Source organism: Bacillus sp. ZY-1-1, from assembly GCF_003047165.1.
GTDB classification, from domain to species: domain Bacteria; phylum Bacillota; class Bacilli; order Bacillales; family Bacillaceae; genus Bacillus; species Bacillus velezensis.
Window position 1 is genome coordinate 2,721,418 of record NZ_CP027061.1, and the last position, 16,828, is coordinate 2,738,245.

Annotated in this window: 18 protein-coding genes and 1 pseudogene; 9 read left to right on the plus strand and 10 right to left on the minus strand. The window is 46.0% G+C overall.

What is annotated here, in order from left to right:
* Window positions 1-315: 315 nt before the first annotated feature.
* The gene (locus C5I45_RS13395) at window positions 316-813 is read right to left on the minus strand and encodes a cupin domain-containing protein (protein WP_024085183.1); all 498 of its coding nucleotides are present in this window, start codon (window positions 811-813) and stop codon (window positions 316-318) included.
* Between the two features lie 129 nt (window positions 814-942).
* On the opposite strand from C5I45_RS13395, the gene C5I45_RS13400 reads away from it, so the two are divergent.
* The 3 genes from C5I45_RS13400 to C5I45_RS13410 are packed head-to-tail and all read left to right on the plus strand — an operon-like array spanning window position 943 to window position 3,452.
* Entirely contained in the window at window positions 943-1,926 is a 984-nt protein-coding gene (locus C5I45_RS13400; RefSeq protein WP_003154911.1) for a DMT family transporter, read from the plus strand.
* Window positions 1,927-1,951: 25 nt separating this feature from the next.
* Entirely contained in the window at window positions 1,952-2,689 is a 738-nt protein-coding gene (locus tag C5I45_RS13405) for an ABC transporter ATP-binding protein (protein WP_003154913.1), read from the plus strand.
* A gap of 1 nt (window position 2,690) precedes the next feature.
* Complete coding sequence (locus C5I45_RS13410; protein WP_003154915.1) at window positions 2,691-3,452, plus strand: ABC transporter permease; 762 nt, start codon at window positions 2,691-2,693, stop codon at window positions 3,450-3,452.
* Window positions 3,453-3,477: 25 nt separating this feature from the next.
* On the opposite strand, the gene C5I45_RS13415 is transcribed toward C5I45_RS13410, so the two are convergent.
* A complete protein-coding gene (locus tag C5I45_RS13415; protein ID WP_025851860.1) occupies window positions 3,478-4,296 on the minus strand; it encodes a uroporphyrinogen-III synthase in 819 nt (272 codons plus the stop codon).
* A gap of 175 nt (window positions 4,297-4,471) precedes the next feature.
* Between C5I45_RS13415 and C5I45_RS13420 the strand changes: the two genes are divergently transcribed.
* Window positions 4,472-4,657 (plus strand): DUF8096 family protein, encoded by a 186-nt coding sequence (locus C5I45_RS13420; protein WP_003154919.1) that lies wholly within the window; start codon window positions 4,472-4,474, stop codon window positions 4,655-4,657.
* 38 nt (window positions 4,658-4,695) lie between these two features.
* Here C5I45_RS13420 and C5I45_RS13425 read toward each other — a convergent pair whose 3' ends face one another.
* From C5I45_RS13425 to fdhF, 4 genes are all read right to left on the minus strand, one after another.
* On the minus strand, window positions 4,696-5,880 hold the full coding sequence (locus C5I45_RS13425) for a macrolide family glycosyltransferase (protein ID WP_025851862.1): 1,185 nt from the start codon (window positions 5,878-5,880) through the stop codon (window positions 4,696-4,698).
* Window positions 5,877-7,097 carry a cytochrome P450 gene (locus C5I45_RS13430; RefSeq protein WP_025851864.1) on the minus strand — a complete coding sequence of 407 codons (1,221 nt, stop codon included), beginning with the start codon at window positions 7,095-7,097 and terminating at the stop codon, window positions 5,877-5,879. The genes C5I45_RS13425 and C5I45_RS13430 overlap by 4 nt, the downstream gene beginning before the upstream one ends.
* Window positions 7,098-7,304: 207 nt before the next feature.
* Window positions 7,305-7,847 carry a helical membrane plugin domain-containing protein gene (locus C5I45_RS13435; RefSeq protein WP_012117344.1) on the minus strand — a complete coding sequence of 181 codons (543 nt, stop codon included), beginning with the start codon at window positions 7,845-7,847 and terminating at the stop codon, window positions 7,305-7,307.
* The gene (fdhF, locus tag C5I45_RS13440; protein ID WP_095315335.1) at window positions 7,840-10,797 is read right to left on the minus strand and encodes a formate dehydrogenase subunit alpha; all 2,958 of its coding nucleotides are present in this window, start codon (window positions 10,795-10,797) and stop codon (window positions 7,840-7,842) included. Before fdhF ends, C5I45_RS13435 begins: the two co-directional genes overlap by 8 nt.
* A 121-nt stretch (window positions 10,798-10,918) precedes the next feature.
* On the opposite strand from fdhF, the gene C5I45_RS13445 reads away from it, so the two are divergent.
* The 4 genes from C5I45_RS13445 (at window position 10,919) to C5I45_RS20245 (ending at window position 12,499) form a co-directional block, all read left to right on the plus strand.
* A complete protein-coding gene (locus tag C5I45_RS13445; RefSeq protein WP_003154930.1) occupies window positions 10,919-11,488 on the plus strand; it encodes a YjgB family protein in 570 nt (189 codons plus the stop codon).
* A 97-nt stretch (window positions 11,489-11,585) separates the two neighbouring features.
* Window positions 11,586-11,987 (plus strand): ribosomal maturation YjgA family protein, encoded by a 402-nt coding sequence (locus C5I45_RS13450; protein WP_014304825.1) that lies wholly within the window; start codon window positions 11,586-11,588, stop codon window positions 11,985-11,987.
* A 43-nt stretch (window positions 11,988-12,030) separates the two neighbouring features.
* On the plus strand, window positions 12,031-12,204 hold the full coding sequence (locus tag C5I45_RS13455; protein WP_071543316.1) for a YjfB family protein: 174 nt from the start codon (window positions 12,031-12,033) through the stop codon (window positions 12,202-12,204).
* Window positions 12,205-12,316: 112 nt separating this feature from the next.
* Window positions 12,317-12,499 (plus strand): hypothetical protein, encoded by a 183-nt coding sequence (locus C5I45_RS20245; protein WP_071543315.1) that lies wholly within the window; start codon window positions 12,317-12,319, stop codon window positions 12,497-12,499.
* 283 nt (window positions 12,500-12,782) lie between these two features.
* On the opposite strand, the pseudogene C5I45_RS20250 reads toward C5I45_RS20245, so the two are convergent.
* A pseudogene (locus tag C5I45_RS20250) lies at window positions 12,783-13,179 on the minus strand (MgtC/SapB family protein); the annotation flags it as partial.
* A gap of 101 nt (window positions 13,180-13,280) precedes the next feature.
* On the opposite strand from C5I45_RS20250, the gene C5I45_RS13470 reads away from it, so the two are divergent.
* Complete coding sequence (locus tag C5I45_RS13470) at window positions 13,281-13,613, plus strand: hypothetical protein (RefSeq protein ID WP_003154935.1); 333 nt, start codon at window positions 13,281-13,283, stop codon at window positions 13,611-13,613.
* Window positions 13,614-13,852: 239 nt separating this feature from the next.
* On the opposite strand, the gene C5I45_RS13475 is transcribed toward C5I45_RS13470, so the two are convergent.
* From C5I45_RS13475 to C5I45_RS13485, 3 genes are all read right to left on the minus strand, one after another.
* Window positions 13,853-15,052, minus strand: coding sequence for a Kelch repeat-containing protein (locus C5I45_RS13475; RefSeq protein ID WP_223151993.1), 1,200 nt, complete (start codon window positions 15,050-15,052; stop codon window positions 13,853-13,855).
* A gap of 298 nt (window positions 15,053-15,350) precedes the next feature.
* Window positions 15,351-16,034 carry an HAD family hydrolase gene (locus C5I45_RS13480; RefSeq protein ID WP_107994441.1) on the minus strand — a complete coding sequence of 228 codons (684 nt, stop codon included), beginning with the start codon at window positions 16,032-16,034 and terminating at the stop codon, window positions 15,351-15,353.
* A gap of 17 nt (window positions 16,035-16,051) precedes the next feature.
* On the minus strand, window positions 16,052-16,813 hold the full coding sequence (locus C5I45_RS13485; protein WP_003154937.1) for a DeoR/GlpR family DNA-binding transcription regulator: 762 nt from the start codon (window positions 16,811-16,813) through the stop codon (window positions 16,052-16,054).
* Window positions 16,814-16,828 lie beyond the last annotated feature (15 nt).

Genomic DNA, 16,828 nt, shown 5'->3' on the forward strand with positions numbered 1-16,828 from the left:
AAAAGCACGAAAAAGCAAGATTGTGAATTCGTGCACAATCATTTACAAAAATAAATGTTTACTACCCAGTTTTTCACTTTGCCATATCCAGTATTATTTTTATATCAACAAAAACAATTGAATAAGTCAAAATTTCTTTTTCCTCTCTGAAAATAGCAAACATAAAAAACCCCAATTTGATTTACTCTTATATAATAACACTTTTTGAACAAAATTTGAACGTGAATTGTTTCGTTTATGAAATTATTTATATGGCGGGGGTGTAATAACGTTTCTTTTAGGCTATTTTTTTACAGACCGTCCGCTTTTCCCCTGTCATTTTTCCCACAGTTTTAAAAGCGGGCCCGTTTTTCCCGTAAAGGGGTCACATTCCGGGAGCGGGACACGGCTGATTTCTTCTGAAGTTCTATCATTTTTCTCCGTTTTTGTATCGTACTGCCGGCCGCCCGGATAAGCCCCGATCACGGTAAAATCAGAACTGCCCGACAGTTTTTTATGTCCGGTGCCGGCCGGAATGACCGCTGCGTCTCCCGTTTGAAGAACGGCGTCCGCCCCTTGTTCCCCGCCGAACCTCAAAACCGCGGTTCCTTTTACCGCGACAAGAACTTCGTGCGTGGTGCTGTGAAAATGATGATACGGAAATACTCCGCCCGTCCAGCTGTTCGACCAATCGTGCCGGCTGAGGACGGACTCTGCTTTCTGTACCGTTTCTTCATTAAATACCGCTTTATAAATAACAAGCGGAAGATTCGGGTTATTCGGAATGCGGCCGTCATCTTCGAAATAAAGCACTTGAATATCTTCTTTCTGCATTGTGTTCACCTCCGTATATGTCTGTTTCCCATTCATCATTTATTAAAACGCTATTTTCTCATATTCCATTGCGAAGCCTGCCGGTGAATAGTATAGTATAAAAAAATATGTGTCAAAATGAGGGATTTAATGAAAGCCATCGTGATCGGAATATTGGCATCTCTGTTTTTTGCAGTCACATTTATTTTAAACAGGGCGATGGAGCTTTCCGGCGGAAGCTGGATGTGGAGCTCTTCCCTGCGTTTTCTTTTTATGATTCCGTTTTTATTTTTGATCGTTTATGCGAAAGGAAAATGGGCGCCGCTCTGGCATGAAATCCGGAAAAAACCGTTTTTTTGGCTGAAGTGGAGTTTTACCGGGTTCGTGCTTTTTTATGCCCCGATTACGTTTGCGGCGGCATATGGGCCTGGCTGGCTGATCGCCGGCACGTGGCAGATTACAATTGTCGCGGGTGTGCTTCTGTCGCCGTTTTTCTGCGAAACAAAAAATTCACCGGCGGGCCCGGTTTCCGTCAGACAAAAGATCCCGCTGATTTCGCTGGTTACTTCCGTCATCATCCTGATCGGAGCCGGGCTGATTCAGCTTCAGCATGCGGGTTCTCTGTCCGGCCGCACGATACTATTCAGCGTGGCGCCGGTCGTCGTCGCGGCGTTTGCCTATCCGCTCGGCAACCGCAAAATGCTGGAACAATACGGCGGAAAACTCGATACGTTTCAGCGGGTGCTCGGCATGACGCTCGCAAGCCTTCCGTTTTGGCTTTTGATCGCCGCTTTCGGCTGGCATAGAGACGGGCTTCCCTCAATGGGACAGACATTCCAATCCTTTATCGTCGCACTCAGCTCGGGCGTTATCGCAACAGTATTATTTTTCCGCGCCACCGATATGGTGAGGAATGAGCCGCAGAAGCTCGCTGCTGTTGAAGCGACGCAGTCCGGAGAGGTTCTTTTTGCACTGATCGGCGAAATCGTCTTTTTATCCGCGGCGTTTCCGTCACTTCTTTCATTTGCCGGACTGTTCATTATTATTGCGGGAATGGTCATGCATACATTCGCTTCCCGGCAGACAGATCAGAAAACGGCGGAGCAAACGTCAGCCAATCTCACCGGTTCCTGATTTTTTACGAAAGGTGTCATCCTATATGAAAGAAGAAATTCCGGCAATATCTTTTCTGTCAGCCGGCAAACGCTTTGAACAAAACAATACGTCCTTTGATGTCCTAAGCCGTGTAACCGGACATATTCAAAAAGGTTCTATCACGGCGTTGATAGGGCCTTCCGGCGCGGGAAAAAGCACATTGCTGTCACTTTGCAATCTGATGAATACACCTGATGAAGGGGAAGTTCTTGTATTCGGAAAAGAAATAAGGCGCTGGGATATCAGGGAGCTCAGAAAAACCGCGGGCCTTGCATTTCAATCAGCTCCCGTCACGGAGGGCACGGTGCGGGACAACCTTCTGCTCGCAGAAAAACTCCACGGGGCGCAGCACTATACCCCTGAAGAGCTCGCAGATTTTACAGACCTTCCGCGCGGGCTTCTGGATCGGAATGCGAAAGAATTATCCGGAGGTCAGCGGCAGAAACTCTCATTAGCGCGAACTCTCGCCGGACTGCCGTCCATCCTGCTGCTGGATGAAATCACCTCGGCGCTCGACCCCTCATCCGTTCTCACCATTGAGAAACTGATTACGAAACTCCATCGGCAAAAACAGCTGACAATCCTGTGGATCACCCATAACCTTGAACAAGCAGAACGATTATCCGATACGGTATGGTTTATGGCTGAGGGACGGCTTTTAGAGACCGCGGAAACGAAAACGTTCTTTAAGGAACCGAAACACGAAAAAGCCCGGGCGCTTTTACAAGGGAGCGGGTGCTGATATGAATGATCTTTCACTGTTACTAACAAGTATATTTGTCATTATCGCTTTATTCCTGTCTAAATCTTTTAAAGCTGGCGTCGAAAAGGATATGATCGTCGCAACCGTCAGGGCCGTCATTCAGCTTCTCATCATAGGCTATGTGCTGTCGCTGATTTTTCGCGGTGATCACCCGATATTTATCATATTAATGGTGCTTCTCATGCTCACGGCCGCTTCGCACAATGTCGCCAAACGGAAAAAAATGCGGATCGGCTCATTTTGGCGCGTTTTTCTGACACTGGCAATCGCAGAAACCGTGACGCAGGGACTTTTACTGACCCTTCACATCATTCCGTTCACTTCAAGATATGTCATTCCGATAAGCGGCATGGTCATCGGAAACTCCATGGTGCTCTCAAGTCTGTTTTTAAGCCGGCTCAGTTCGGAAGCAGACCTGCGGAAAGAAGAAATCCAGCTGATTCTCTCTCTCGGAGGAACGCCTAAGCAGGCCGTCCGGCAGATATTGACGTCCAGTATGAAACTCAGTATGATCCCGACGCTAGAAAGCCAGAAAACATTGGGTCTCGTTCAGCTTCCCGGCATGATGACGGGGCAGATTTTAGCGGGGGCTGATCCGATACAGGCGGTGCGCTTTCAGCTGCTGATCGTTTTTACAACGATGGCCTCCGCTCTTCTTACATGCATCATACTCAGCGCCTTGACATATCCTTCCCTTTTCACGGAACACTGGCAATTAAAAAAATTCAGCAGGGAAGCGTAAGCTTTTTTCCCTGCTGAATGGTGGTTTATGACAAGGTCAGAGATTCATAGTAACGGGATAATTCAATTATCATCGCTCCCATCCGCTCAATGTCCGGAGCAAGGACCCTCTTTACCCCTTCATCCCGGATCGCTTCAGCCGTCACTTTGCCGACTGCGGCGGCAAGCACATGTTTTTCGAATGCCTGCTGCAATTCTTTTGCGGATCCTTTTTCTTTTGCATAATCAAAGAGAGAGCGCACTTGAATGGCTGTCGTAAAACATACGGCATCGACCTCTCCGTTTAACAGCTCTCCCATCAGTTTATCGACCGTCTCCCTTTCAGGCGGAATATGCTGATACGGCAGAACAGGGAATACCTCCGCTCCGTTTTTCTCAAGGAACTCCGTTAAAACCGGCGCTTTTTCGCCATGAAGCTGTATCATAACTTTTTTATCTTTAAAGTCAAATCGTTCCAAGGAGCGGATCAGCCCTCTTGTTGTACCGTCTTCATCTGAGGCATGCGGCGTGATGCCGAGCTTTTTTAAGGCCGCATATGTTTTATAGCCTCTGCAGCCGATTTTCGCTTCATGAACGGCCGCTAAAAATTCTTCTTTCAGACCGATTTTTTCCGATACCGACAATAACGTTTCCGTACCGATGCCTGTGGTGAATATCACCCAGTCGGCTTTTTGCCCGGCAAATGTTCTTACGTCGGGTTCCATTTGATCCTCCGCCAGGTATACGGTTCCTTGGAGGGAACGGATGACCGCCGTTCCGCCCTGCTTTTCTATTAATTTTGTGATCTCTTCTGTTTTCCGCGAACCGCCGATGGCAATCCGTTTCCCGTTCAATCCTTTTCCCATCGCTGTTTTCTTCTTCCCTTCAGATGCCGGGCGCCCTATGGCAGGCCGTCATTTATTTCTATTATTGTTACGCAATCAGCCGGGAAAATCAAGCTATGCTCCCGTTGAATCCCCCGTGCAGTTGCTGTATCATTAACCGGGCAGAACGATTTGATTCGCGGAGGGACTTTCAATCATGGAAACAAAAAAAGAGTTCGAGACAAAAGGATACGATACTTCGGTCATTTATGAGTTCAATGAATATCCTGATGTTCACAGCGGCCGATGTGACAATTGCGACTACACGCTGTTTAAAAGCTCAGTGAAGGGCGGAAAATTTTTGAGGGAATGCCGGAGATGCGGCATGAAGAAAAACATATAACAAAACAGGCAGCCGTCCGGTGCTGCCTGTTTTCCTAATCAATTTTCGACGGCCGCCGTTTTCAAAAATTCTTCAATGGCGCAAACAGCCTGTTTAGGGCCGCCGGTTTCTTTTATTTTCTGCTGCATGCTTTTCACGCGGCTGAGAATGTTTTTATCGCCGTATACGTTCTGAACGTCTTTTTGCAGACGGGCCACAGTGACTTCTTTCGGCGGCAGATGCACGCCAAGCCCCAATTCATCCACACGCTTTGCGGTGACCTCTTGTTCGTGCATTTGCGGAACGACAACGAGCGGAACACCCGCATTCATCGCCTCCATTGTACTGTTCATCCCGCCGTGAGATACGAACAGCTTTGCTTTCTCCAGCACATCAAGCTGCGGAACGTGCTGGCGGATGATAAAGTGATCGGGCACATCCGAAAAACTTTCCGGATCAATTGTTGTGCCGACTGACATAATAACCCGCCAGCCCGAGTCCCGAAACGCGTCAATACACATCCGGTAAAATTCAGGCCAGGCGTTAAACGCCGTTCCCAGTGAGATGAGCATAAGCGGACGGTCATCGGCTGCATCAATTTCCAGACTTCCCGTATTTGTGCGTTCCCCAAGAGACGGACCCGCAAAACAGAATCGTTCATCAAAGGTTTCCTGTTTCGGCTGAAAGGCCCTTGGCATAAAGACGATATTCAATTTTTCAGGCATGAAAAATTCTTCCATTGTCATCCGTTTCACTTGTTCATTTTCAATTTTCTCCTGATATTCTTCTATCGCCTGTTTGGCCGCTTCCATCGTTTCTTCGTCTCTTCCTAATTGAAAATACTCATTCATTGCATAACTCGGGCAGAACTTTACGGCCGGGATGCCGCCATTATCCGCAAACAATTTTCCGGCAAGCGCTAAAAAATCAAACAGGACGATGTCAGGAAGGTCGTCTTTGTACAGCTCTTCCAGCTGCGGAAGCACTTCAACCGCTTCTTCCAGAAACATCACAAACGCGTCACTTTTGTTTACCCGTTCTTTTATCGTCTTCGGGTCCGCCTTTATGCTTGTGCGGTATAAAACGGGAATGGCACCCGTTTTGGCAACGGAAGCTTCAAATTCCTCAGTCGTAGCGAATGTCACTTTATATCCGCGATTGACAAGTTCCTCGGCTACAGGCAGCGTGGGATTGACATGACCGTGAGCGGCCACATTAATAATGGCGATGTGTGTTTTTCTCATCTTTTTTCTTCTCCCTCATTTTCGTTTATCTCGGCTTCTAAAGACTCCAGCCCGTACATGACACTGTTTCGGATCGGCTCAATCCGAACGGGCTCAAGGTGTGAAAAGGCTTTTACAATTCCTTTCAGTGCGGCTTCCGCTTCAAGTCTGGCAAGCGGAGCGCCTAAGCAGAAGTGTACGCCGAATCCGAAGGAAAGGTGCGGATTCGATTGGCGATGGATATCAAATACGCCCGCCTTCTCAAATTTGTTTTCATCACGGTTGGCAGATGCAACGTAGCAGAGAACGATCTCTCCGCTTTTCAAGCGGCGCCCGCGCAGTTCAGTGTTGTGCCGGACCGTCCTTCTGACAAACGGAGCGGGAGCGCGAAAACGCAGCGTTTCTTCCACTGTTTGCGCGATGAGAGAAGGGTCCTGTCTCAGCTCTTCATAAAGGCCGGGCGTCTCTAATATGCTGTAAACCGCATTTGAAATGAGATTAGTCGTTGTTTCATTTCCCGCCACTAAAAGCAGGTTGCAAAACGGGATCAGATCTTCTGGCGTGAGCTTCTCCCCCTCTTCTTCCTCTTTTATCAAAATAGAAATAATGTCTTGGCCGGGCTGTTTTCGTTTGCTTTCTATTATTCCCGCAAAAAACGCCGCCAGCTCCGCCTCACATTGGTCACGTTCCTGCTGATTTTTCTCCGCCGCTTCAGGACTCGCATCTTTCGGCATGCTGACGAGAATGTCCGACCATTTTTTAAACTGATCCATACGTTCGGACGGAACGCCTAATAATTCTGAAATCACCATGACCGGCAAAGGGTAAGAGAGATCTTTAACGATATCAATCCGCCCTTTGTTCTTTGCCTGTTTCAGGAGATGATCGGTAATGTCTTTAATTCTCGGCTCCCATTCCTTCAAGACGCGGGGAGTGAAAGCGCGATTGACGGCAGATCTGATTTGGGTATGTTTCGGCGGGTCCATATTCAGCATGGACTTTGCAATCGAGCTTTTCACATCAGTCATGCGGCTTGAGAACGTCTCTTTATCACTGATGACTTTTTTGACATCATCGTATAAAAACACACTCCAAACCTTCGTTTCTTCATCAAAGTATATAGGGCTTTCCCGTCTCATTTTTTCATACCAAGGAAAAGGGTTGTATACGTCCAGGCCGTTTTTTCCTTTCATCAGGGTTCTTTGGATGGCTTGTCTCGTGCTCCTCAGCTTACTCATGTTACATCACTCCTGATTGTTTCATATTTGAATAGTTGACGTACCTTGAATTTTATCCTAGCACATATTTTCAATTTTTTTCTATTCATAACCTTAACTATTAACATAACACAACAAAAGTCATGAATCCGGAGGTGAAATTTCTCCCAAGAAAACAGCAGAAGCGCACAAAAAACCCGAGCCTTCGGCCAGGCTCGGGAGAAATGTTCACTCATTCGTCTGCGGTTTCTGATGCTGCTTTTGGTCTTCAGGAGGCTGCGTATTCCTTTCCATATCGTCCGTATCAGCGCCCATGCCTTTCAGAAAAGAAAACAGCAGAGTGACGGCCTTGTTGATTTCCGGGTCTTTTAAAGCGCGGACGATATCAAAATACCCTGTCTTCCTGCCGCTGTCTTTTTCTTCGACGGCCTTTGTGACGCCCGCATTGATTTTAACGATAAACGGCTCAAGCTGTTTTACATCGAGCATGCCAAGAACGCCGCTTAACAGCAGGAGATTTTTCAGCATATTGGCCGTTTCCGGCGTATTCGCCTTCTTCACGAGGATATCCATCACTTTGTCTCCTTGGCCGAAGAGCCCGCGCAGAAGCGCCAAAACGCCGCGCTCGTTCATGTGCTGAAGAATGTGCAGAGATTCCAAAATCGCGTCTTTATTTCGTAAAAGAGCCGTTTCGATCTCTTCTAAGTCCTTTTTTCGTTTGTCTTCTTCTGTGACGGTCTGTTTTCGGATGCCGCTGATTGCTTTAGCCATTCTGCTGTTTCCCCCTTTTTACGGCGTCTCCCGGAAATACATAATCTTGACGCGCCCATTTCCGATCAACCCGGACACCGATCTGCGGCTGCGGGTTTCCGTAACGGAAATTGATTTTCGGAAGCGGATTAACGCCTTCTTTTTTCAAAATCTCCATCTTCGCTGATGTTTCTTTATATGCCGGTGTATCGGTATCCTTATCCGCATAGCTGCTTGTCAAAAGGTTAATGGCGGCGTCTTTTGAATCGTTCATCGGGAGATAGACTTGTTTGCCTTTTACCCTGTCTGTGATGACGCATTTGACTTTCACATTTCCGTACGGTGATGTCAGACGGACAAGCGTTCCGTCTTCCAGCCCTCTTTCTTCGGCGAGTTCGGGCGAGACCTCAAGGAACACACTCGGTGTTTTTTCGGATATTCCTTTTGATCGGTAAGTCAGATTCCCTTCGTGAAAATGCTCGAGCAGCCGCCCGTTATTCACATGGATATCATATTCTTCATCAAATTCTTTCGGCTCGGTCCACTGAACGGGATATAGAATCGCTTTGCCGTCTGAAAACGGAAACTTGTCCGTAAATAAAAGCGGTGAATCGGTTCCGTCCGCTGCTACCGGCCATTGCAGTGAATTGTAGCCTTCGAGACGTTCGTAAGTGACGCCTGCGTAGAGCGGCGAAAGCATTGCCGCTTCTTCCATAATGTCTGCCGGATGTTCATAGCGCCAATCAGCGCCCAGCCGGTTGGCGATGTCCGTAATGATCTGCCAATCAGGCTTTGAATCGCCCAGCGGTTCAAACACTTTGTAAAGGCGCTGCACCCTCCGTTCCGTATTCGTAAACGTCCCTTCTTTTTCAAGGCTCGGGCTTGCCGGGAGCACCACATCGGCGAACTCGGCCGTCCGCGAGAGAAAAATATCCTGCACAACGAAGAAATCAAGCTTTTCAAAGGCGGCATGAACATGGTTGATATTGGAGTCGACAAGTCCCATTTCTTCCCCTTTTACATACATACACTTCAGTTTTCCCGAGTGGATGCCCTCGATCATTTCATGATTTGTCATTCCGATTTCTTTCGGCAGGTCTGTTCCCCAGCCCTGTTCATACTTTTTGCGGGCTTTTTCATCCGTTACTTTTTCATAGCCGGGGAAGCTGTCAGGCATACTGCCGAAATCACTGGCTCCCTGCACGTTATTATGGCCCCGAAGCGGATATGAGCCTGCGCCGGGCTTGCCGTAATTTCCGGTCACAAGAAGCATGTTGGAAATGGCCGTGCTCGTATCACTTCCTCCGATATGCTGGGTGACCCCCATCGCCCACAGTGCGCATACGCTTTTGGCTTCATGAATCATCCGGGCCACTTTAATTAAGGTATCCTTGTCCACACCGGTATGTTTTTCCGCATATTCCATCGTATAAGGTTCAAGGCTTTTCACGAATTCATCTAATCCGTTCACTCTCTCCTTCAGAAATGCAGTATCCGCCAAATCGTGATCAAGCAGATATTTCGATACGGCATTCAGCCAGACAATATCTGATCCGGCACGCGGCTGGAAAAACACGTCGGAGCGCTCGGCCATTTCATGTTTTCGCAAGTCAGCAACGACGAGCTTCTGTCCGTGCAGCTTATGAGAACGTTTAATGCGTGTGGACAGGACGGGGTGAGACTCAGATGTATTTGAACCGATAATCAGCACGAGCTCAGCTTTTTCTATATCTGTAATCGACCCTGAATCACCGCCGTATCCGACCGTTCTGAACAATCCGGCCGTGGCGGGAGACTGGCAGTAGCGTGAGCAGTTGTCGACATTATTTGTTCCGATAACGGCTCTTGCAAGCTTCTGCATCACGTATGATTCTTCATTCGTGCATTTGGAAGATGTGATAAAAGCAAGCGCGTCCGGGCCGAAATGTTCTTTTATATCGGTAAATTTATCAGCGATCAGCTGCAGCGCTTCATCCCATTCCGCCTCCCGAAACGAGTCTCCTTCCCGGATAAGCGGTTTGGTAAGGCGCTTTTCACTATTGACGAAATCCCAGCCGAATTTCCCTTTCACACACGTCGAAATTCCATTTGCGGGCGCCTCAGCCTGAGGCTCGACCTTTAAAATGTCTCTTCCTTTCGTCCATATATCAAAACTGCAGCCGACACCGCAGTATGTGCATACGGTTTTCGTTTTCTTGATTCTTTCATCCCGCATGGCCGATTCCATATCCGATATGGCTAAAATTGATCCGTATCCGGTTTCGACGCCTTTTGTGATATCAATCATCGGCCGAAGCGTCTCTTGGTTAATGCCTGTTAAATACCCAGCTTCGCCTTCCATGCCTTTTTCCATCATGGCATTGCACGGACATACCGTCGAACAATGTCCGCAGGAAACACATGATGATTCATTGATCGGCACATCCTGATCCCAAATGACCCGCGGGCGTTTCCGCTCCCAATCAATGCTTAACGTTTCGGTTACCTGTACGTCCTGACAGGCTTCGACGCAGCGTCCGCACAAAATGCACTGATCGGGATCATATCGGTAAAACGGATTTGATTCATCTTTAGGATACGGTTTTTGATCGAACGGAATGCTTTGATGATTGATTTTCATTTCCTTTACGGTATTATGTATTTCGCAGCTCCCATTGTTGTAATCACAGACCGTACAGTACAATTCATGGTTGTGCAAAATGTTGTCCATGCCGATAACCTGCGCTTTTTTTACATCGGACGAAAGCGTATCAATGACATCTCCGTCCTTTATTTGCGCGGAACACGAACGCACCAGTTCCCCGTTAACATTGACGATACAGGTATCGCACGTTTCAATCGGCCCGAGACTCGGGTGATAACACACGTGCGGCACGTCAATTGAACTATTGTTCAAAAGCTGCAAAACGGTTTGGCCGTCCGGCGCTTCCATTTCAACCCCATTGATTGTAACTTTCTTTGTATCAGCCATTTTCTTTCCCCTTTCTGTACCCCTCTATACATCCTCTATGATTCCCAACCGGCCTTTCACTAAAACATCTCGTTTATCTCAGGAAACATACGGGTATGAGCGGTAAAAAGGAGGCGTTCACATGTTGAAGAAAAAAACACTCGTCACGGGATTATCGGCAGTGATGCTCACGGGATGCGCTTTCGGAGCAGAAGCATTTTCGGATACACAGCCCGTCCATGCCGCAGCCGCTTCAAAAACGGAAAACCAGCGTGCACAAGAACTGGTGAACAGCCTTTACCAATCGGCATTTAAAGGGGAAATGCCGCAAAATGTGAAAGGCCTGAAAATCAACCAAAGCACAAGACAGGACGTTTACAATAAAATCGGCGAGCCGGAACAAAAAGCAGACAGCCGCAATCCATTTGATTTATACAGCTGGAACATGGGAAACCCCGGGTATGGATTTTCCTATCATAAAAACGGAAAAATCTCGGAAATACGCTATTTCGGAACGGGGGTCGAGCGGCGCTTAAACCTCGGCAGCGTCACACCTGACGTCTTAAGCAAACAAATCGGCAGCGCTGACAAAATCCTGACAGTGCCAGAAACGGGCGAAACAGATTACGTCTACCATACGGGGCAGTATGAGCTCCGCTTCGTCATCGGCAGTGATCAAAAAGCAGATCATGTCAACCTAAAAGCCAGATAACGCAAAAAAGCGGCCTCCCGGGCCGTTTTTTTCATAGACAGCTTCTCCGTCGTTCCTTACAATACATGGGAGTACAAAAAAAGGGGAACAGTGTGAAGTGAATAGACATCCATTGACATACGGAATATGTACCGTTTTTATCATCGCCCTCGGTTTGCTGTCCAGAACCGCATACATCACCGCCCTATTGCCCGGCATCATAAATGCTTATTTAGGAGATGCCTTGTGGGCGGCCATGATTTTTACAGGATTCGGGCTTTTATTTCGGCACATCCGGACGGAAACAGCCGCAATTTTGAGCCTCTCGTTTTGCTGTCTGATTGAATGCAGCCAGCTGTATCACGCGCCGTGGATTGACGCGGTCAGAAGCAGCACGCTCGGGGGGCTGATCCTCGGCTGGCAATTTGTCTGGAGTGACATTTTCGCCTATACCCTCGGGGTATGCGCTGCCGCACTTTTAGAATGGGCCGTAAAAAGAAACCGCCAGCCCTCTTCATAATCGGAGCACGCCGCCGATATGAAGGGATAAGGAGGTGGAAGCTATGGATATACCTGCGTTATCAATCGCAATGCATCAGGCATCTCTGGCCAAGAATGTAAATATCGCTTTAACAAAAACGGTCCTGCAGCATGCACAGGCTGCGGCGGAAGAAACAGTGAAAATGCTGCCGTCCCAGCACCCGACTGCCGGACATTCAATTGATGTGAAAGTGTAAAAAAGATGCCGGATGATAACCGGCGTCTTTTTTTTGCCCATTGTACATACACCGTACCGGGCATACAGGAATAAGGTAAACGGAACCAACATTTGAAAAGGAGGTTTTCCTCTTGTACGATCCTTTCGATCATGAATACACAGCCGAGAGCCACGAACGGGTGCCATATCATTATCCGCGGCCGCCTTATTATTACCCCAGACCATATCCATACTATCCGCGGCCGCCTTATTATTACCCCAGACCATACCCATACTATCCGCGGCCGTATATCCCGTTCTATCCTTGGTATTAATGTTTGAAAAGAAATGACTGCAGACAGGAGGCTTCCCCTGTCTGCTATTCAACTTTGACCGACAGGATATACGGGAGGACTTGAACTTTCTCCATTACCGCTGCTTTCCCGCTTTTGCTTTTCACCCTTCCCTTCACTTCAAGCACCGCCTTATTCAATTCATAGGACGTAATCAGAATTCCTTTTTCCTCAAGAGAAGTTAAAATATCATGCATGACGGCTTTCTCTTCAATCCTGAAACTGACAGACAAAGAATGCGCCGCCGGTTTAAACAGAAAATTTAACAGTTCAAGCCCGATTAACGCCAAAATCGTGCCGCTGATGCCGATGACATACATACCTGCCCCGATCGTCAGCCCGATCCCCGACGTAGCCCAAATCCCCGCGGCCGTCGTAAGCCCCCGCACGACATGCCGCTGCAAAATAATCGTGCCGGCTCCTAAAAATCCGACGCCGCTGACGACCTGCGCCGCCACCCGGCTCGGATCAAAGGACGTATGGCTGTTGGATAACAAATCAAAAAAGCCGTATTTGGAAACGATCATCATCAAGGCGCTGCCGACGGCCACTAAAAAATGCGTCCTCAAACCGGCTTCCTTTGCCCTGAATTCTCTCTCCAATCCAATAAGAGCCCCAAGCAGACCCGCAACCGCCAGACGAATCACAAAATCAAGTTCCATCCGTCTCTCTCCTTTCCTTATCTTCTTACCCGCTTTTATAACCCAATCATGCGGTGTATCTTTTTTTAAAATGCACCGACTAATTGACATAAGGAGGTTTTATGAAATATATTCTGTGGTTTTTTATATTATTGTTATTTAGCTTATTTATTTTGGGAGGATATAAAGCAGCTGTTTCTCACCCTGATTTCCCGGTGCCATTATTCGCTATGCACACTAAAACAAAGGAATATGAAAAAGGAAATTACGTTTCAAACTATACATACCGTTTCGCAAAAGAAGAAGAAGGTCCGAGCGGTTTATACCAATTGGAAATAGCCGAAAAAGGCTGGAAACTTAAAGGGCAGGAAGGACTTATCAAAACCTATGAAAAGCGAGGAGAACGTGTTTCACTTTTTTTCGGCACGGGGGAAATAAGCGTCATTGAAGAATGATCCTTCTCAAAAGACAGGCTGAAATCCGCAAACGGCATATCTTTTACGACTCCCTTATCTCTGCGAATCTATAAATTCAGCCAATATTTCAATTAAGGCGAACACCTTTCTGATCCAAAAATGCCGCCTTCAATGAGAAAATCATTATACAAAAACAAAAGCGCAACTGAAAAAGAATAGACACCTCATAAAAAAAGCCCTCTTTTTAAAAAAGAGGGCTGCAGAAGGAAAACAGGTAATTATTTATCTAAAGTGTACTCACTCACATTAAAAGTAAGAATGTTTCCAAAAACAATATGGTCCCTTCTATTTTGAAAAGGCCCTATATTATTATAGTGCTTCTCGATAACATATCTAGATAAGCCTATTCCAGAACTTTTTTGATCATACCATCTGATAAAATCTTTAATCTCTTCCATTGAAAGATCAAATTCTTTCTCAAGACCTGTGGTCATTGTAACAAGAAGAATTGCCCGATTACTGGCGGGCTGTTTATTTGGTGGTTCCTCAGGATTCTTTGGTTCTCCATCTTTATCCTCTTCGGTTTTTACCGGAGTAAGAGCATGCAGATATTCTAATGCATATCCAGACGGCGTTAGACCGCCAAAAAGATAAAGATTGTCTCCAACTGCGGCTATTCTGGCATCATATCTTTCAAAAGGATAGGGTTTTTCTACGCTAATTTCATCTTTAATTGGATCATATACTTTTGTTAAAGGCTCAATCACACTTGGATTTTTTCTACCGCCAATAATGTAAATCTTATTATTAAGGACAGCTGTCGAAGTATTTTGCAAAGGTCCTAAAAATTTTTTGCGATTCCATCTATCCATAACAGGATCATATTCGTAAATATATTCGTTTAGATCGCTTCTGATATGTCCTTGAACTACTTCTTTAGTTTGCCCGCCAACTAAATAAATCTTTCCGTTAAAAACTTCAGTTTCTGTTGCATATATATTAATTGGGGGCGCTTTTTTAACACTCCAAGTTTTGGATAAAGTATCAAAAGCATAATGTTGCGAATGAGCAGCATCGGTGTCGAATCCCCCAATCAAATAAATTGTATCGTTAATAACAGCGGCTGATGCATGGCAAGTCGGGGTCGGAATATCAGGTGCACGTCCCCATGTATTTGTTTTAGTATCATAAACATCTACAGAGCTGTAAACATTTGCTCCCTTATAACCGCCCAATACATAAATATAATTACCTATCACTGCTGTGCATGAACCTACCCTGGGTGTGGGTATATCTAATCCTTGCGTCCATTTTTGACTTATGGTGTCAAAACTATAATTTTTGTTATATTTTTGATTACGTGCACCTCCTAATACATAAATAGAGTTACCCACAACTGCTGATTCAAAAGCATAATTAGGTTCAATCATATCAAGTAATCTTGTCCACTTGTCATATTTCTCTGTCAATTTATTCATTCCTCTCATCTTTGTGATAATTCCATTTATAGATGGCGATCGTATGACAAGAGATTCATTTAACTAAGCGATCCAAGATCACTTACTTTCGATCAAAGAAATATTGAAAAAGGCCTCTGGATTTAAAAGTGATTTGGTTTTCACTTCTCGGTTATTGGCCAACAGTTTACTAAAAATTTAGTATATAAGAGTAATATAGAATAACACCTCTCAATGAATCCTTAATGAAGCTCATAATAGCTTCAACCAAAGGCATTTCACATTAAAGTAAAGATCACTCTCAATCCAACTGCATCTCTCAAACAGAATGTCCGGCAATCACCTCAAAAAACGAGGTGAAATCTGTCAGTATCCCGTCACCCGCCAGCTGTTTTTCTTCAAATAGCGCGCGGTTTTTTCCGTGCGGGTCAATGGCCATAATCTTGCCCGCACCTGCTTTTTTCGCCGCTGTGAGCCCCGAAAAGGCATCTTCAATGACCAAGCATTCTTCAGGTCTGAGGCCTAACTTTTCCGATGCGATGAGAAAAATATCCGGCGCCGGTTTTCCGGGGAAGCTCCCGTCATCAAACGTGACTTTGTCAAAATCAAACCACTGATCCAAATGAAAGACGTCAAAGTAAAACTCGACATTTTCCTTTACCGTAGCCGTAGCGATGGTCATCGGCGTTTTAGATTTTTTCAGATGATTCAATACGCCGGTCAGTCCCTTCGTCAGCTTTAATTCGTCTTTGTTTTCAAGGCATAATTCTCTGTAGTAAGCTTCTTTTTCAAAAGACAGCTTCCTGATTTCTTCATTTGTTAAATCGCCGGAAATAAAATACGTCAGGATTTCACTGTTTGTTCTCCCGTGAATGTTAACGAAAATGTCATCATCAGAAATGGTTTTCGGCGCGTATTTTTTCACCATGAAAAACCATGCTTTTTCGTGCAGATGCGAATCTTGAAACATCGTGCCGTTGAAATCAAAAATAACCCCTTTCATCGAACCGCCCGCCTTTTTTATTTTTTTGCGATTTTGACATCTACATATTGCTCGTAATGAATTTGAACATCTTTCATGACTTTATCATCCGTAATCAGATAGTCCATATCGTGCAAGTTATAGAACACGTAAAAATCTTCCCGGTTAAATTTTTTATTATCCGCCAGCAAAAATTTCGTCCGCGAATTATTCAGCGCGATTTGGTGAGCTTCCCCTTCTTCAATGCTGTAAGAAGAAATCTCATCATTATGTATGCCGTTGGCGCTGATGAAAGCCTTCGTAAAATTGAATTTCTGCAGATTGCCGTTCACGATGGGGCCGACGAAGGCACCGGTATTTTTTCGGAAGTCGCCGCCAATCAGGATGGTATCCGCAGTGTCGCCATGTTTCAAAATATCAAATACGGGATAGTTGTTTGTGATAATCCTGATTCGCTTATGCAGCAGGTGTTTCGCTAAAAGTTCAATCGTCGTGCCGGGCCCTAAAAAAACGGTATCGCCGTCATTTACATAGGAAGCTGCGAGTTCCGCGATCTTCCCCTTCTCCTCCATTTGAACACCGAGTTTTTCATTATGCGATAATTCGTGATCAATGGAATAAGATATGCTCTGTGCGCCTCCGTGAATACGTACGATTTTTCCGGCCTTATCCAGCTCGTCCAGATCTCTTCTCACTGTCATATCAGAAACTTCCAGTTCATCGATAATATCACTCACCGTAATAAACCCCCGCGAGTTTACGATATCGATGATTTTTAAAAGTCGCTCTTTTTTTAACATGTTCAATCATCCCCT

What these genes read in the sequence shown, in the direction of transcription:
- C5I45_RS13470 (WP_003154935.1), top strand. Translation starts at nt 13,281, where the DNA reads ATGAAATATATTCTGTGGTTTTTTATATTATTGTTATTTAGCTTATTT.
- C5I45_RS13430 (WP_025851864.1), bottom strand. Translation starts at nt 7,097, where the DNA reads ATGAGTAAGCTGAGGAGCACGAGACAAGCCATCCAAAGAACCCTGATG.
- C5I45_RS13400 (WP_003154911.1), top strand. Translation starts at nt 943, where the DNA reads ATGAAAGCCATCGTGATCGGAATATTGGCATCTCTGTTTTTTGCAGTC.
- C5I45_RS13405 (WP_003154913.1), top strand. Translation starts at nt 1,952, where the DNA reads ATGAAAGAAGAAATTCCGGCAATATCTTTTCTGTCAGCCGGCAAACGC.
- C5I45_RS13435 (WP_012117344.1), bottom strand. Translation starts at nt 7,847, where the DNA reads ATGGCTAAAGCAATCAGCGGCATCCGAAAACAGACCGTCACAGAAGAA.
- C5I45_RS13425 (WP_025851862.1), bottom strand. Translation starts at nt 5,880, where the DNA reads ATGAGAAAAACACACATCGCCATTATTAATGTGGCCGCTCACGGTCAT.
- C5I45_RS13420 (WP_003154919.1), top strand. Translation starts at nt 4,472, where the DNA reads ATGGAAACAAAAAAAGAGTTCGAGACAAAAGGATACGATACTTCGGTC.
- C5I45_RS13480 (WP_107994441.1), bottom strand. Translation starts at nt 16,034, where the DNA reads ATGAAAGGGGTTATTTTTGATTTCAACGGCACGATGTTTCAAGATTCG.
- C5I45_RS13445 (WP_003154930.1), top strand. Translation starts at nt 10,919, where the DNA reads ATGTTGAAGAAAAAAACACTCGTCACGGGATTATCGGCAGTGATGCTC.
- C5I45_RS13485 (WP_003154937.1), bottom strand. Translation starts at nt 16,813, where the DNA reads ATGTTAAAAAAAGAGCGACTTTTAAAAATCATCGATATCGTAAACTCG.
- C5I45_RS13455 (WP_071543316.1), top strand. Translation starts at nt 12,031, where the DNA reads ATGGATATACCTGCGTTATCAATCGCAATGCATCAGGCATCTCTGGCC.
- C5I45_RS13415 (WP_025851860.1), bottom strand. Translation starts at nt 4,296, where the DNA reads ATGGGAAAAGGATTGAACGGGAAACGGATTGCCATCGGCGGTTCGCGG.
- C5I45_RS13475 (WP_223151993.1), bottom strand. Translation starts at nt 15,052, where the DNA reads ATGAATAAATTGACAGAGAAATATGACAAGTGGACAAGATTACTTGAT.
- C5I45_RS13410 (WP_003154915.1), top strand. Translation starts at nt 2,691, where the DNA reads ATGAATGATCTTTCACTGTTACTAACAAGTATATTTGTCATTATCGCT.
- fdhF (WP_095315335.1), bottom strand. Translation starts at nt 10,797, where the DNA reads ATGGCTGATACAAAGAAAGTTACAATCAATGGGGTTGAAATGGAAGCG.
- C5I45_RS13395 (WP_024085183.1), bottom strand. Translation starts at nt 813, where the DNA reads ATGCAGAAAGAAGATATTCAAGTGCTTTATTTCGAAGATGACGGCCGC.